We start from the raw sequence: 14,969 nt of genomic DNA on the forward strand, positions 1-14,969 counted from the left end.
ATATTTACTACAATAAAACTACATTCTTTAAATTATTCAGAAAAAATGCGTAGAAATACGGGTAAAAAAAAACATTAAAACTTCAACAAAAGTTAAAAAATTAAAAATTAGCAAACATCTAAACGTTAAACACTTACTAATTTTTAATCTTAAAAAAAGCTATGATTCAATAATTGTATTGATCTGTGTAAACAATTGACCGTCACTTAAAAATGCTCCTTGCTGAATTAATTCAAAAATAGAAGCGTTTCTTTCCTCTGTGAACACTTTTTTTCCAACCTTCATTTCTATGTTTTCGGTAAACATATTATCAGACAGCCATTGCAATCCTTCTTTACTCAAAAAATCAGTTTCAGCAACCAATGATTTCAATACGATCGACTGAACATGAGTTTCAAAACACTGGAATAAGAAAATATGATTTTTAGAAAAGTGCTCCAAAAATTCTGCTCTCGACAAAACACCTTCCCAGATTAAATCTGAAAAAACATCCAGTTCCTGCTCCGCAACTTCCGGTTTATTTATTTTAAGAGCGTCCCACTCTGCTTTATCAATAGCCTGCGTTGCCAAAAAGCTTGCAAATTCTGCATGCAACTCATCAAATTGCTCTTTTGTTAATCTTGCGTATTTCATTTTTTTTCTTGTGTTAAACACTCTAAAAAGAGTTTGTGTAAAATTCCGGAACTTCTCTATTATTTATAAAAAAAAGCCCCCGCAAATGCGAGGGCAAATTTATAACTTTTTTTGCTTTACTAAAAGATGTATCGTATACCAAATTGCGCCTGCCATCTGGACAATAAACTAGCGTCATAATTAAACGTTTTGGTCTGAGTACCATTAAAAGTATACGTTGGTGTATTTCCGGCAACCGTAACTCCGATAGGCTGAACACTTGTAGGCACCTGAACAACTCCCCAATTTGAATTCAGTAAATTCCCGAAATTCAAAACATCGATACTAAACTGAATGGTATTCTTTTTATCTGAGGTGGAAGAAATCTTAAAATTATAATCCTGAAGAATTTTCAAATCACATCTTCCTCTCCACGGAGATATTGCTCCATAACGCTCAGCATATTGTCCTCTTCTGTCCTTCATGTATTTATCCTGAGAAATAAATTGATCAAAAGCAGCACCTTCTCCTGGTGCGCTAAAATTCATCAAAGCAATTTCAGCCGTTGTAGGGATATAAATCAAGTCGTTAACACTAGAGCCGTCTCCGTTAATATCTCCTCCATACGTGTAATTAAAACGTCCTCCTTGTGCATATTCGAGAACAGTCGACACTGTTGTCGCCCATTTATCTTTTCCATATTTCCATTTCTTGGAAGCTACTGCTATAAAACGATGATTATCTCCATATTTAGAATTCGAAAGCACATCGTTATTTACATTTCCTAAAGCCGGATTAAAAGCAAAAGCATCTCCCGTAATTTCAGCCTCAATAGAGTTAACATCTTTAGATTTTAAATAATTATAAGCCACACTCGCATACAATCCGTTTTCAAAGTTTTTCTGCACTTTTAAAGTGGCATTAAACGCACTTCCCTTATTCGAGTTCGTCATTACATAAGCATTGTTTGCACCTTTATCCGCTGCAACATAAATAGGTCGGTTATCCACACCTGCTAATGTTCCGGTTGGAGATTTCAATCCCCAATTCTGAACGTGTACTGCATTAATATCCTTATTATAAGACAAATCTGCTGTTACGATAAAATTATTTTCAAATCGATGATCAAACCCTAAACTGGTTCTCCAGACTTGTGGCCATTTATAATCCGGATCCATAATCTGCAAAAAGCCATCATCAGCACCACTTACCTGATTTCCCAACCACACAAAAGGAATTCTTCCGGTAAAAATTCCGGATCCCCCGCGAAGCTGTGAAGTAGCGTTACCTTTAACATCCCAATTAAAACCTATTCTTGGCGACCATAAAATTCGATCACTTGGCAAATTGGTCGAAATCAATTTAACCGCCTGCCCTGTCTGAGGATCAAAATAATCGGTATCGTTATTTCTTTTGGCTCCGCCATTATTCGTATCTATGTATTTTTGAATCAGATCTGCAGTATTAAAATACAAAGGCTTATCAATTCTTAATCCCAAAGACAGTTTGAAATTATCATCGATACTGATATCATCTTGTGCATAAAATGCGAGCTGCCCTACATTCAATTCCGCCAGTTTCCATCCCCCATCAGTTCCTACTTTAAAATTATTTTTGGCAGCGAAAACATCTTGGGCGTATTTCAAATTCTGCGCAATAATACTCGTAGCAAAAGGCTTAGCCGCATCATTTAAAAAATCCTGTGTTGTGAAATAGGGTGTAAAGAAGGTTCCCGCATATCCGTTTGGATTTCCAAAATTATCATATCCGGCCAGATTAAAAGAGTTTTCAAACTTAAACTTCTCAAAAGAAGCGCCAAAAGTAAACGCATGTTTACCCACATTATAATTCAGATTATTCGTGATCTGAATGACTTTCTGGTCTAAAGTGTTATTGATGGAAAAAGGCTCATGCCCTGCAATAATATAATTAGCACCTGCTCCGTCCTGAATATTAATCACAGGAGCCGGAACTGAAAATGGCACCCTGTAATCATTAAAATGAGAATAACCCGCCTGCAACTTATTAGAAACCGATTCACTAAATTTGGAATTCAACTCTACCAGAAAAGAACTCAGGTTATTATTAATCTGATATCCGGCATTTCTGAACTGCAAAATAGAAGCATTCGGTCCTCTAAAACCCAGTGCTGTAGGATGCGCTGGTTTGTCTTTTGAAGCGTCCAGAAAATTATAAATAACCGCCAGTTTATGATTGTCATTGATATTCCAGTCGATCTTAATAATCCCTTTATTCGAATTCGATTCATGCTTAAATCCCTGATAAGGTCCCGTCTCATAACCTAAATTAGCCAAGGCTTTTGAAACCGCAATTAAATCCGATTCTAAAACTCTCGATTCATTAATTCCGGTTACACCATCATTATTATTGGCTACAAAATTAGATCCTAAATCACTTCGTTTGTCAATTTCAAAATTTCCGAAGATGAACAATTTATCCTTTATAATAGGAGCCCCCAAACTAAAACCAGCCTGAGTTTGTTCTAAAGTAGGTACAAATATTTTTTCACCTTTGATCTTATTTCCCGTCAAATCCTGATTTCTGTAAAAACCATAAGCTGTACCATGAAACTCATTGGTCCCCGATTTAGTTACCGCATTAACAGAAGCTCCTGTAAAACCCGACAAAGTAACATCATAAGGAGCCGTCGCTACCTGAATCTGCTCAATAGCATCAAGCGAAATAGGCTGTGATCCAGTCTGACCTCCCGGTGTTGCAGCATCTAGTCCAAACGGATTATTAAATACCGCACCATTTAAGGAGTAATTATTGTATTGATCGTTTCTTCCTCCAAAAGAACCTCCGCTAGCGGTTGGTTCCAAGCGGGTAAAATCTTCCGCCGATCTTGAAATTGTTGGCAAAGCCGTTAACTCCCGTTTTCCAATCGTAGTTTCGGCACCCGTTTTACCACTTTTAAAAACTTTATCCTTTGATACGATTTTCACCTCTTCGAGCGTCTGACTTTCGTCTTCCAGAACCACATCAAGATTAAAAGGTTTTCCTAGATCAAGATTCACATCTGCATATTCATGATTTCGAAAACCCACAAAAGTCACAACAATTTTGTACGGGCCTCCAATTCTCATGTTCAAAATATTAAACCTTCCGTCTTCGTTGGAAACAGCTGAATATTTACTTCCTGTGGGAGTATGGATCGCTAAGATAGTAGCACCGGGCAAAAGTTCATTAGTAGAACTCTTGATAATCCCCTTAATACTCGACGTCGTGGTTTGCCCGATAGCAGTGGTTATGGCAAACACACCTAGTAATAATGCAAAGATTTTTTTCATTTTCCTGATTTTGAGTGAGTTGTTATTCTCAAAATTAGGTAAAAAAAAACCACTCAAAAGAGTGGTTTTTATATTTTATTAACAAGAAGTTAACAAAATGTTATTTTTCAGCGATAATCTCGTATGCTAATTCTACAATAACATCTCTGTGTAAACGGATGCTAGCTGTATATTTTCCAGTACGTTTTACGATACCACTAGTGATGAATTTTCTATCGATAGCGTTACCTGATTTCTCTAAAGCTTCAGCAATGTCGATGTTTGTGATAGAACCAAAAAGTTTCTCTCCACCAGCTTTTGCAGTAAGTTTAATTTCAAGAGCTTTTAAAGTTTCAGCTAATGCTTTAGCATCAGCAACCACTTTAGCTTCTTTATGTGCTCTTTGTTTTAGGTTTTCAGCTAAAACTTTTTTAGCAGAAGGAGTTGCTAAAGTAGCAAAACCTTGAGGAATTAAAAAGTTACGACCGTAACCAGGTTTTACAGATACTACATCATCTTTAAATCCTAAGTTTTGTACGTCTTGTTTTAAAATAATTTCCATGTTGTTGTCCTTATTTTTAGAAGTTAGGTTCTGATCAAACAGAAACCAGCGACTAGATTTTTTTTATACTATTTTAATAAATCGGCCACGTATGGCATTAAAGCTAAGTGACGAGCTCTTTTTACAGCTACAGACACTTTTCTTTGGTATTTTAATGAAGTTCCTGTTAAACGACGAGGAAGAATTTTTCCTTGCTCATTAACAAATTTCAATAAGAAATCAGCATCTTTATAATCGATGTATTTGATTCCTGATTTTTTGAAACGACAGTACTTTTTAGTTTTGTTAGTTTCAATGTTTAAAGGCGTTAAATATCTGATATCTCCGTCTTTTTTTCCTTTTGCAGATTGCTCGATTGTAGACATAATAATTACGCTTTAGTAGATTTTAATTTAGCTCTTCTTCTTTCCGCCCATGAAATAGCATGTTTGTCTAAACTTACAGTTAAGAAACGCATAACTCTTTCGTCACGTCTGAATTCAGTTTCAAAAGCAATTAGAACTTCTCCAGCTACTTTGAATTCGAATAAGTGATAAAAACCACTTTTTTTGTTTTGGATTTCGTAAGCCATTTTTTTAAGACCCCAATCCTCTTTCGATACCATTTCAGCTCCTCTACTAGTAAGAAATTCTTCAAATTTCGTTACTGTTTCCTTCACCTGAACTTCAGATAAAACGGGATTTAAAATGAAAACAGTTTCATAATGATTCATAAACAATATATTTATTTGTTAAAATTGGGTGCAAAAGTAACCATAAAATTTAAATATACAACACTTTTTTACTTTTATTCGTTGTACAGCAAAAAATACACGTCAATTTTAGTTTTTTTCTTAAAAAAAGAATACATTTACTATTGCTATCCTGAATTTATTCTAAATTTTTATGTTATGAAGCTAAACTGTGTTGTTGTTGATGATAGTTCTATACAAAGAACTATTATTGCAAAATTAGTTAATAATCACCCAGGTTTGCATTTAATCGGGGATTTTTCAAATGCAATAGAGGCAAAAAGCTGTATCTCTCTAAATAATATTGACTTAATTTTTCTTGATATAGAAATGCCTGTTATTAATGGGTTTGATTTTCTTGACGGACTAAAATCTAAGCCACAAATTATATTTATTACTTCTAAAGCAGAATATGCTTTAAAAGCTTTCGATTACGACGCTACGGATTACCTTCAGAAACCTATTGCGGTAGATCGTTTTAATGCCTCTGTAAAAAGAGCCATTGATATGCATTTACTAAAAAAGGACATCAAAGAAGAAGAAGGCGAACATATATTTATCAAAAGTAATCTGAAAAAACTCAAAATATTCACTGCAAAAATCAAATGGATTGAAGCTTTTGGTGATTATGTAAGAGTGGTTACCGAAGACGACAGTAATCTGGTGCTTTCAACTATGAAATCTTTTGAAAATGATCTCTCAAAAGACAAATTCATTCGTGTGCACAAGTCCTATATCATTAACATTGATAAAGTAGAACGCTTTAACAGTAAATTTGCTGAGATTGGCATTACCAAAATTCCTCTTAGCCGAAACAAAAAAGAAGATCTGGTAAAAGCACTTTCCACTTCTTCTTAATTTAATAGAAGTCAACATTGGCAATAACTTTTATAGCTCTGTACTGAGCAACAGCCTCAAAACTATTCAGCATTTTCTGAATAGTTTTTTTCGTATTAACCAAATGCTGGTTCTGCGGAATCTTAATCAAAATGGTTCGGATATACTCGTTTCTGATCCTGCTGATCGCTGGTTCTTCCGGCCCCAGTACCGGCATATTCAAATTTTGACTCAAAACCTGATACAACCACATCGAACCTTCCTTCAATTTATCGAAATCACGATGCTTTAAAGTCAGTTTTATAATTCTGAAATAAGGTGGGTATCTGTAAATCTGGCGATCATACAATTGCTCCTTATACATACCTATATAATTATGGTTGGTCACCTGCTGAATCGTATTGTGATTCGGATTATAGGTTTGAATCACCACTTTCCCTTGTTTTTCAGATCTCCCGGCTCTCCCTGCAACTTGTGTCATCATTTGATAACTGCGTTCAAAGGCCCTAAAATCGGGATGATGCAACATATTATCTGCATTCATAATTCCAACCAAACTTACATTATCAAAATCCAGTCCTTTCGCCAGCATTTGCGTACCGACCAAAATATCAATTTCACGATTTTTAAAGGAATCTATTATTTTTTCGAAACCAAATTTACCACGAGTTGTATCCTGATCCATTCGGCCGGTTTTAGCTTTGGGAAAAAGTGTAACCAGCTCCTGTTCGATTTGTTCTGTACCGAATCCTTTAGTCGTCAAATCGATACTGGAACAGCTATGACAATGTGTTGGTTTTGCAATCGAATAACCACAATAGTGACAACGCAACTGATTTTTATGCTTATGAAAAGTCAGACTCACATCACACTGCTGGCAATGCGGTACATGACCACAGGTCATACATTCTATTATAGGTGAATATCCTCGTCGGTTCTGGAACAAAATAATTTGCTCTCCCAAAGACAAAGCCTCTCCTATTTCTTCAATTAAAAGATCACTAAAATGCCCAGTCATTCTTTTCCTGAAATGTTTGTCTTTTAAATCCACTAAAAGAATTTCAGGCATTCGAACATTATTATAACGCTCCGTAAGCGATACCAAGCCATACTTATCGGCCTGTGCATTAAAATAGGTCTCAATACTTGGTGTCGCCGACCCCAATAGTACTTTTGCTTTATGAAAATTAGCCAAAACAATTGCCGCATCTCTGGCATGATAACGTGGCGCAGGATCTGTTTGCTTAAAAGTTTGTTCGTGCTCTTCGTCTACAATCAACAAACCTAAATTATCAAAAGGCAAAAACAGAGCCGACCTTGCTCCTATTACAATTTGCGCTTTCTCTGAATTTTCAAGAGTCTGTTTCCAAACCTCAACTCTTTCATTATTACTGTATTTTGAATGAAAAACTGCTACTTTATCACCAAAATAAAGTCTTAATCTTGAAACTAATTGTGTCGTTAAAGCGATTTCGGGAAGCAAATAAAGAACCTGTCTTCCCGTTTGCAGATATTCTTCAATAAGTTTGATATAAATCTCTGTTTTACCACTTGAGGTAACTCCATGCAGCAAACACACTTCTTTCTCTGAGAGACTCTCTTTAATAGCCACAAAAGCTCTCGTCTGTGCTTCACTTAACAACAATTGATCGTCTGTTGTTCGCCCTGTAAACAAAACTCTGTCCTGCTGCAAAAGGTACTCCTCAAAAATCTCTTTATCAATCAAAGCTTTTACGGCAGCCGAAGTAGAATTTGAAACCTCAACCAACTTTTTTACAGTGATTGGTTTCTTTTCAGAGGCCATAATTTGAAAATACGCCAACACCAATTCCTTTTGCTTGTTGGCGTTTTTTAGAACTTCCAGCAATTCTCCTAAACCATTATCTGATTCATATTTAGCATGCAGCTTCACATATCGAACCAATTTTGGTTTGTATCCTTCTTTAATTTCTTCTTCTAAAACAATAATATTTCGGGCAATCATTTTTTGAAGAACAGGAAGAATATTTTTCTTATTCAGCATCGAAATAATTTCCTGAATTCTTAAAGAACTTTGCTGTTGCAGGGCTTCATAGACTAAAAATTCATCATCAGAAAGCTCATCCTGATTTACCTCCGCATCAGTTTTATACGAAACAACCGTTTCACTCTCTAACAACAGACCGCTTGGAAAAGCTCCTCGATAAACATCACCAATAGCACACATATAATAATTCGCCACCCAAAGCCAGTGCTTGATCTGAACTTCGGTTGCGATAGGTTTTTCGTCTAATATCTGATGAATTTCCTTGGCTTCATACAAACCTGGTTCATTTTGATGCAGCTCAATAACCAATGCCGTATAAATTTTATTTTTACCAAATGGTACCGCAACCCGCATTCCTTTTTTAATAAAATGGAATTCAGCCTCAGAAACACGATAGGTAAAAGTTTTAGCCAGAGAAAGCGGCAAAACGACTTCAATAAAAAACATGCGGATATTTTATAGAAAATTTAAAATAAAACTAAACACGAACAAAAGAGGAATATTTAACTTCTTTCAAACCAATTTTCAATTTGAATTCCATCCAACATCTTAAAATCCTTAACATTATCAGTTACAAGTGTTAATTGATTTTCAATTGCTGTCACCCCAATTAAAAGATCAAATTCATCATTAATTGGTTTCCCAATTTTTCGGAGTCTGACTTTCTCCATAGCATATCTTTTAATAGAACCAAAAATTGGAATTATTGTTAATCCATTTAAAAAATTATCGACGGCTTTATTAGATTTCACCGGGTCATCGCTGTTTTCTGCTCCAAAACGAAGTTCAGCAACTGTTATTTCAGAAATATAACAATTTTCCAAACCTACTTTTTTTACCATTACATCAAGATTAAGCTTTCCTCTAAGAAAGAAAACACATGTACTTGTATCAAGTAAATATCTCATTAAAACTTAATTTCTTTATTTGTAAAGCTTCTATTAGATTTAATATCAGAAACAATTTCCTCAGCAGATTTTTCAGATTTAAATGCTCCAAAAGATTTATAAAAATTACTTTCTTTAGATTTAGTTCCTTTTATAGACTTCGTCAATCTCTCTATTAACTCTATTTTATTAGAAAAGCTCAGTCCTTCAAATAAATTTGAGTAGGTCTCAAGTAAATTTTTATCCGTAACAGTCATCTTATTTCAAGTTTAATTATTTTATACAATAGACAAAGTTAAGCTTTTTACAACTACAACAATTTGCAATCTATTTTAAAAAAGTATTACTTACCAGAAGGCTTTGCCGCATTGTATTCCTTAACCAGTTTTAATGTATGCTTCAACGAGGTCAAATCTTTCAAATCATCATGACCTGTAACAATGTATTTTGGATTTTTAAACTTCGATTGTACTTTCAGAATAGATTTCTGCCATTCTTTAACATCTGCATCTCCAAGATAGCCCAAATCTTTTGCTTCGACACTTTTAACAAAACAACCTCCGTAAAGTACTTTTTGCTTATTGAACCAAACCACAATATTATCTGAAGCGTGTCCTTTTCCCGGGTAATACACTTCAAAAGTATATTTACCCACTGTAAACAAGGTGTCATCCGGAATAACAAACTCAGCTCTTGCTTCCTTATTTTTCTCCAGAATCTGATCTGTTGCTTTTATTGTATAAGTTTTAATTCCTTTTTTACGGTAGAAATCCAGACCACCTGCCCTGTCTTCGTGTGAGTGCGTGGCAAAGTGCATCACAACTTCTTTATGATGTCTTGCTTTAATACTGTCCAGCAAAGGCTGAAATTGTGTTTTGTCCCAAGGAGCGTCAAACAGGACAACTCCTTTATCTGTAACCAAATACATCGCATTGGCTGAAATCAGCGTACCTTTATAATCGTGAAACGTCTTATAAACATAAAAGTCACCCGTAAGATGACTTATTTGTAATGGCGAATTCTTAGATTGTGCAAAACTATGGGATAGCTGTATCAGAAATAAAGCTATCAATGCTAATTTTCGCATTTTATTATTTTTTATAAAATTAATTCTTCACTCTGCTCCAGTATTGTGTTCTTCCCATGATAGAAATACCAACATAACCACGAAGTTTTAGTTTATCTGCTGATTCTAATGCAATATAACATTTGTATTTTTTTCCGTTTGTTGGATCTAAAATGGTTCCTCCACTGTATTCAGAACCGTCTTTTTTAAGTCCATTGATAATGACCATACCCAAAATTGGTTTGTTTTTATCCGCTCCGTCACATTTAGTACATAAGTCCTTTTTGTGGTTTTCGCGAAGTATTTCTACAATTTTGCCGTACACTTTACCGGATTTTTCATAAATCTCTACAATCGATTTAGCTTCACCGGTTTCATCATCAACTGTTTTCCATTTTCCAATTACACCCTGGCCCTGAATCGTGCCTAATGTTAGAAAAAAAACACCAATCGTTAACATCCAATTTTTCATCTTATTTATTTTTTTTTTGTTTTAATTTTCTGATAGTGGCATTCAGTTCAAATCCCAAAAGCAGAATCATACAGTTTATCCAAATATAAAACATTAGAATTAATAATGTACCTATCGAACCATAAAGTTCGTTATATTTTGAGAATTTTATAACCCAAATCCCAAAAAAGAATGAAGATATCACAATTAAAATAGTTGTAAAAACAGACCCAATACTTATAAAAGGCACTTTGTTATATTGTCTCGTACCATAACGCAATAATAGTGAAGAGGTTATCAGAATCATTAAAACAACGAATAAATATCGTCCCAAAATAATCAACGGAATACGATCGCTTAACACATCCTGAATAATTGTTTTTTGAATGAATACCTCAAAAACAACAATTGTCGCTACTGTTACAAACAATATAATAGTCATGATGAGTGAAATTGCCAGCGCCACCAAATACTGATTCAGAAAACCGCGCTTATCAAAGACATGTTTCGAGGATTCGAAACCGCTCAGAATACCGTTAATACCATTTGCCATTAAAAATATTGAAAGCAAAAATCCCGACGACAATAAACCGGAGTGACTGTTGTTTAAAATATCACTTATAATCTTACTGATCGCCTCGTAGGTGTTCGGAGGAACTCCCTGTTGCACAAACTGCAAAAAGTCCTGCTGAAATCCTTCAATAGGAATAAAGGGAATTAAGTTTAAAATAAATAATGCAAAAGGAAATAAAGCCATAAAGAAGCTGAACGAAACAGCACTCGCATGATACGAAAATGCTCCTTCAATAATACCGATGGTATACATTTCAAGCAAATCGTATAACGAAAAACCTTCAAGCCAGGGCAATTTTATTCTCTTGAAAAAACGAACTACAGATCGTACCACGGGAACTTTCTCAATCCGTTCTTCTATCTCTTTTGACATGTTTATTCTTAGATTATTAGATTGTTAGATTTTTGGATTCTTAGATATTAGATTTCAGAATTGTAAAATATAAAATCTATATGAGCTAAGTTCTCCTTATATTCTTTACTCATAATTCACATCTTACAACTCACATTTTACAACTCACATTTCATTTAAAAAGCCTTCAAACTTAAATCCATGTTATAAACAGAGTGTGTTAGTGCTCCTGATGAAATGTAATTAACACCGCAGAGTCCGTATTCACGAATTGTTTTTTCATTAATATTACCCGAAGATTCCGTCTGGCATTTACTGCCTATTAATTGCACTGCTGTTCTAGTATCTTCATAATTAAAATTATCTATTAGAATTCTGTGAACGCCTTCACTTAATAAAATTTCGCGAATCTCATCTAAATTTCTAGCCTCGACAATAATTTTCAAATCTAAATTATTCTCTTTTAAATACTCTTTGGTTTTCTTGATTGCAAGTGTAATTCCTCCTGCAAAATCAATATGATTGTCTTTCAGCATGACCATATCGTACAATGCAAAACGATGGTTTTCTCCTCCTCCAATTTTGACAGCCCATTTTTCGGCAACTCTGAAATTTGGAGTCGTTTTACGGGTATCTAATATTTTCGCTCCGGTTCCGTCCAATAGCTGCACATACTGATCTGTTTTGGTCGCAATGGCCGACATACGCTGCATACTATTCAAAACCACTCTCTCTGCCTTTAAAATAGACTGAGAACTTCCTGAAACTTCAAAAACTACATCACCATATTCTACATGAGTTCCGTCTTCTATAAAAATTTTCATTTTTAATTTCGGATCTACGTATTCAAAAATCATTTTCGCCAATGCAACACCGGCAATAATTCCCTGGTCTTTTACCAGTAATTTAGCCTGCCCGTGTGCCGTGTCCGGAATACAAGCCAGCGAGCTGTAATCTCCCACGCCTACATCTTCCCGAATTGCATTGCTGATTAATAATTGTAATTCGCTTTGAAACTGTTCTTCGCTAATCATTTTCCTAAAATTTTTATATGATGCTAAAGTAGGACATATTTTGTGGATTTAAAAGCTTCGCTTTGATTTTAAAATTGAGAAATTAGCCGAAGATTGAGAAAAATAAAGATTAAACTCTTAACTAAACTTAATCTTTTACCAGCTCAAATAATTAACAAACATTAAATATCTTTGAGGTTCATTCAAACAAAATCATGGGATTAATTAAAGACATTTACTCCGTTTCTTTCTACGAACAATTTGGTCAGGCTGTTGCGGAAGTACATCCGACATTTGACAAACAAAAATTTATTGCAACCATTTATGAAGGCGATTTTAGCCAAAAAGAGTGGAAAGACCGCATGAAACACACCACGGTTGTTTTACATCAGTTTATGCCTGAAAATTTCCCGGAAGCTGTTTCTTTACTGGACAAAATCATTGAAAACTTAAAGAAAAACAGTTTTACCGATAGTAATCTGGCATTTATATTTTTTGCTGATTATATCGAAATGTACGGCCTGGATGATTTTAAAACTTCAGCGAAAGCCTTTGTTTCTATCACTCAATTTATAAGCTGCGAATTTGCTGTACGTCCTTTTATTCTAAAATACAAAGAACAGATGATTGATGAAATGACCAAATGGTCTCTGCATGAAAACCATCATGTTCGCAGATTGGCCAGTGAAGGTAGCCGACCTAGATTACCTTGGGCAATGGCGATTCCGTACTTAAAAAAAGACCCTGACTCTATTCTGCCAATTTTAGAGAATTTAAAAAACGATCCTTCAGAATATGTGCGTCGAAGTGTCGCCAATAACCTGAACGATATTGTAAAAGACAATCCGCAAATCGTCTTAGAAATTGCCCGTAAATGGAAAGGTCATAGTAAAGAAACAGATGGAATCATCAAACACGGCTGTCGTACTTTATTAAAACAGGGACATCCAGAAATTCTGCATCATTATGGTCTGAACAATGCTAATATTGAACTTTCTTCTTTTGAAATCAAGACACCAATTGTAAAAATTGGAGATTATCTGCAGTTTCACTTTCATCTGAACAATAAAAATAATGACCCGAAAACGATTCGTTTAGAATATGCCGTTCATTACAAAAAAGCGAAAGGACATCTGGCAAAAAAAGTCTTTAAAATCAGTGAGAAGATTTATCCCCCAAATGAAATCATTAAAGTAGAGCGAAATCAGTCGTTTAAAATCATTACAACACGTGTTTTTCATACCGGAAAACATCAGTTGTCTATCATTATTAACGGGACAGAAAGCGAAACCCTCGATTTTGAATTGATTGAATAGTTAAAACACGAATTACACAAATTAACATAAATTGATTGAGTAATTTTTAAACACATAGAAACATAGTTTTTGATTGTACATATAAAGTCATTTCATTTTAAATAAGACTCATCGTTTTGTGAAAAAAAACTTGATTTTCTTGAACCTTCCTCCGCATCTAATTTAGGGTTCTATGTTTCTATGTGTTCAATCATTACACAAAATTAGTTCGTGAAAATTGGTGTAATTGGTGTTCTTTTTCAATTCAAATCAAATCTTTTTAATTCTATTCCTTACTTTTATAAAGAATACCAAAAACAAACTTTCTTAATCTAAATTAAGTTACAGATTGTGACTACAGCTGTAATTTTGCTTTCAACTAAAACAAAGAACATGTCAAATATCAGTTTAATCATCGAAGAACGCGCTGCCAATATTGGTAATTTTATGGTAGGCCGTCTATTGCCTTTCCGTGAAAAAAGAGCCGTTGGTCCGTTTGTATTTATCGACCATATGGGTCCGGCACATTTAAATCAGTATCAAAATATGGATGTTCCTCCGCATCCGCACATCGGACTTTCTACTTTGACTTTTTTATTTGAAGGCAGCATTATGCACCGCGACAGTCTGGGTACCGAGCTCGAAATAAAACCCGGTGCCGTAAACTGGATGACAGCCGGAAAAGGGATCGTACATTCAGAGCGAACTCCTGAATATTTAAGACATTCTGACAAGATGCTTCACGGTCTTCAAATTTGGGTGGCATTACCTAAAGAACTGGAAGAAATGGATCCTAACTTTACACATGTAGAAGCCAGTGACATTCCGAGCTGGGAAGAAGATGGTGTTTCGTATAAATTAATCGCGGGAGAAGCATTTGGCAAAAAATCACCTGTTCCTGTATATAGTCCGCTTTATTTTATCGAAATCAAAAGCACCGAAGCCAGAAAAATCAACATTGGAAAGGATCTTTTTGGCGAAAGCGGTTTGTACATTCTCGAAGGAAGTATTAAAAGCGGAGAACATGTTTACGATCCGAAACAAATTCTGATTACCAACGACAGTACTTTATGCGAGTTCGAAATAGCCGAAAACACAACTGTTTATATTTTTGGGGGACAGCCCTTTCCGGAAGAACATTTTATCTTTTGGAATTTTGTTTCCTCTGATAAAAACCGAATAGAAAAAGCTAAAAAAGACTGGACCGAACAGACTTTCCCTAAGGTTCCGGGCGAAACTGAATTTGTTCCTTTACCTGATCCTAAAATGAGATAA

Annotated in this window: 15 protein-coding genes; 3 read left to right on the plus strand and 12 right to left on the minus strand. The window is 34.9% G+C overall.

Going from position 1 to position 14,969, the window contains the following annotated elements:
• Positions 1-159 precede the first annotated feature (159 nt).
• The 5 genes from B0A80_RS11315 to rpsF form a co-directional block, all read right to left on the minus strand.
• Positions 160-633 (minus strand): DUF6495 family protein, encoded by a 474-nt coding sequence (locus B0A80_RS11315; protein WP_089077349.1) that lies wholly within the window; start codon positions 631-633, stop codon positions 160-162.
• A 119-nt stretch (positions 634-752) separates the two neighbouring features.
• Positions 753-3,923: a TonB-dependent receptor gene (locus B0A80_RS11320; protein WP_089077350.1), complete on the minus strand. Its 3,171-nt coding sequence runs from the start codon at positions 3,921-3,923 to the stop codon at positions 753-755.
• 100 nt (positions 3,924-4,023) lie between these two features.
• A complete protein-coding gene (rplI, locus tag B0A80_RS11325) occupies positions 4,024-4,464 on the minus strand; it encodes a 50S ribosomal protein L9 (RefSeq protein WP_070908551.1) in 441 nt (146 codons plus the stop codon).
• 68 nt (positions 4,465-4,532) lie between these two features.
• Positions 4,533-4,829 carry a 30S ribosomal protein S18 gene (gene rpsR / locus B0A80_RS11330; protein ID WP_002987043.1) on the minus strand — a complete coding sequence of 99 codons (297 nt, stop codon included), beginning with the start codon at positions 4,827-4,829 and terminating at the stop codon, positions 4,533-4,535.
• Between the two features lie 5 nt (positions 4,830-4,834).
• Positions 4,835-5,176: a 30S ribosomal protein S6 gene (rpsF, locus tag B0A80_RS11335; RefSeq protein WP_007810575.1), complete on the minus strand. Its 342-nt coding sequence runs from the start codon at positions 5,174-5,176 to the stop codon at positions 4,835-4,837.
• A 177-nt stretch (positions 5,177-5,353) separates the two neighbouring features.
• On the opposite strand from rpsF, the gene B0A80_RS11340 reads away from it, so the two are divergent.
• Positions 5,354-6,052, plus strand: a complete 699-nt coding sequence (locus B0A80_RS11340; RefSeq protein ID WP_026110001.1) for a LytR/AlgR family response regulator transcription factor — start codon at positions 5,354-5,356, stop codon at positions 6,050-6,052.
• Between the two features lies 1 nt (position 6,053).
• Here the strand turns inward: B0A80_RS11340 and priA are convergent, their stop codons facing one another.
• From priA to nadC, 7 genes are all read right to left on the minus strand, one after another.
• Positions 6,054-8,504, minus strand: a complete 2,451-nt coding sequence (priA, locus tag B0A80_RS11345) for a replication restart helicase PriA (protein ID WP_089077351.1) — start codon at positions 8,502-8,504, stop codon at positions 6,054-6,056.
• A gap of 56 nt (positions 8,505-8,560) precedes the next feature.
• Positions 8,561-8,965: a type II toxin-antitoxin system VapC family toxin gene (locus B0A80_RS11350; protein WP_089077352.1), complete on the minus strand. Its 405-nt coding sequence runs from the start codon at positions 8,963-8,965 to the stop codon at positions 8,561-8,563.
• Entirely contained in the window at positions 8,965-9,201 is a 237-nt protein-coding gene (locus B0A80_RS11355) for a hypothetical protein (protein ID WP_089077353.1), read from the minus strand. The genes B0A80_RS11350 and B0A80_RS11355 overlap by 1 nt, the downstream gene beginning before the upstream one ends.
• An 86-nt stretch (positions 9,202-9,287) precedes the next feature.
• Entirely contained in the window at positions 9,288-10,031 is a 744-nt protein-coding gene (gene bla-B1-FLAV / locus B0A80_RS11360; protein WP_089077354.1) for a subclass B1 metallo-beta-lactamase, read from the minus strand.
• A gap of 19 nt (positions 10,032-10,050) precedes the next feature.
• Positions 10,051-10,482 (minus strand): DUF2147 domain-containing protein, encoded by a 432-nt coding sequence (locus tag B0A80_RS11365; protein WP_070908556.1) that lies wholly within the window; start codon positions 10,480-10,482, stop codon positions 10,051-10,053.
• 1 nt (position 10,483) lies between these two features.
• Positions 10,484-11,407 carry a YihY/virulence factor BrkB family protein gene (locus B0A80_RS11370; protein WP_070908557.1) on the minus strand — a complete coding sequence of 308 codons (924 nt, stop codon included), beginning with the start codon at positions 11,405-11,407 and terminating at the stop codon, positions 10,484-10,486.
• 155 nt (positions 11,408-11,562) lie between these two features.
• Positions 11,563-12,420 (minus strand): carboxylating nicotinate-nucleotide diphosphorylase, encoded by an 858-nt coding sequence (gene nadC, locus B0A80_RS11375; protein ID WP_089077355.1) that lies wholly within the window; start codon positions 12,418-12,420, stop codon positions 11,563-11,565.
• A 194-nt stretch (positions 12,421-12,614) separates the two neighbouring features.
• Between nadC and B0A80_RS11380 the strand changes: the two genes are divergently transcribed.
• Positions 12,615-13,715 carry a DNA alkylation repair protein gene (locus B0A80_RS11380; RefSeq protein ID WP_089077356.1) on the plus strand — a complete coding sequence of 367 codons (1,101 nt, stop codon included), beginning with the start codon at positions 12,615-12,617 and terminating at the stop codon, positions 13,713-13,715.
• 372 nt (positions 13,716-14,087) lie between these two features.
• Positions 14,088-14,969, plus strand: a complete 882-nt coding sequence (locus B0A80_RS11385) for a pirin family protein (protein ID WP_089077357.1) — start codon at positions 14,088-14,090, stop codon at positions 14,967-14,969.

Origin of the sequence: Flavobacterium tructae, from assembly GCF_002217475.1 — a bacterium.
Lineage (GTDB): Bacteria > Bacteroidota > Bacteroidia > Flavobacteriales > Flavobacteriaceae > Flavobacterium > Flavobacterium tructae.

Bases quoted from the DNA above. Each gene is read 5' to 3' on its own strand.
- nadC (WP_089077355.1), bottom strand. From the start codon at position 12,420: ATGATTAGCGAAGAACAGTTTCAAAGCGAATTACAATTATTAATCAGC.
- priA (WP_089077351.1), bottom strand. From the start codon at position 8,504: ATGTTTTTTATTGAAGTCGTTTTGCCGCTTTCTCTGGCTAAAACTTTT.
- B0A80_RS11315 (WP_089077349.1), bottom strand. From the start codon at position 633: ATGAAATACGCAAGATTAACAAAAGAGCAATTTGATGAGTTGCATGCA.
- B0A80_RS11350 (WP_089077352.1), bottom strand. From the start codon at position 8,965: ATGAGATATTTACTTGATACAAGTACATGTGTTTTCTTTCTTAGAGGA.
- rpsR (WP_002987043.1), bottom strand. From the start codon at position 4,829: ATGTCTACAATCGAGCAATCTGCAAAAGGAAAAAAAGACGGAGATATC.
- rpsF (WP_007810575.1), bottom strand. From the start codon at position 5,176: ATGAATCATTATGAAACTGTTTTCATTTTAAATCCCGTTTTATCTGAA.
- B0A80_RS11365 (WP_070908556.1), bottom strand. From the start codon at position 10,482: ATGAAAAATTGGATGTTAACGATTGGTGTTTTTTTTCTAACATTAGGC.
- B0A80_RS11385 (WP_089077357.1), top strand. From the start codon at position 14,088: ATGTCAAATATCAGTTTAATCATCGAAGAACGCGCTGCCAATATTGGT.
- B0A80_RS11370 (WP_070908557.1), bottom strand. From the start codon at position 11,407: ATGTCAAAAGAGATAGAAGAACGGATTGAGAAAGTTCCCGTGGTACGA.
- B0A80_RS11380 (WP_089077356.1), top strand. From the start codon at position 12,615: ATGGGATTAATTAAAGACATTTACTCCGTTTCTTTCTACGAACAATTT.
- bla-B1-FLAV (WP_089077354.1), bottom strand. From the start codon at position 10,031: ATGCGAAAATTAGCATTGATAGCTTTATTTCTGATACAGCTATCCCAT.
- B0A80_RS11320 (WP_089077350.1), bottom strand. From the start codon at position 3,923: ATGAAAAAAATCTTTGCATTATTACTAGGTGTGTTTGCCATAACCACT.
- B0A80_RS11340 (WP_026110001.1), top strand. From the start codon at position 5,354: ATGAAGCTAAACTGTGTTGTTGTTGATGATAGTTCTATACAAAGAACT.
- B0A80_RS11355 (WP_089077353.1), bottom strand. From the start codon at position 9,201: ATGACTGTTACGGATAAAAATTTACTTGAGACCTACTCAAATTTATTT.
- rplI (WP_070908551.1), bottom strand. From the start codon at position 4,464: ATGGAAATTATTTTAAAACAAGACGTACAAAACTTAGGATTTAAAGAT.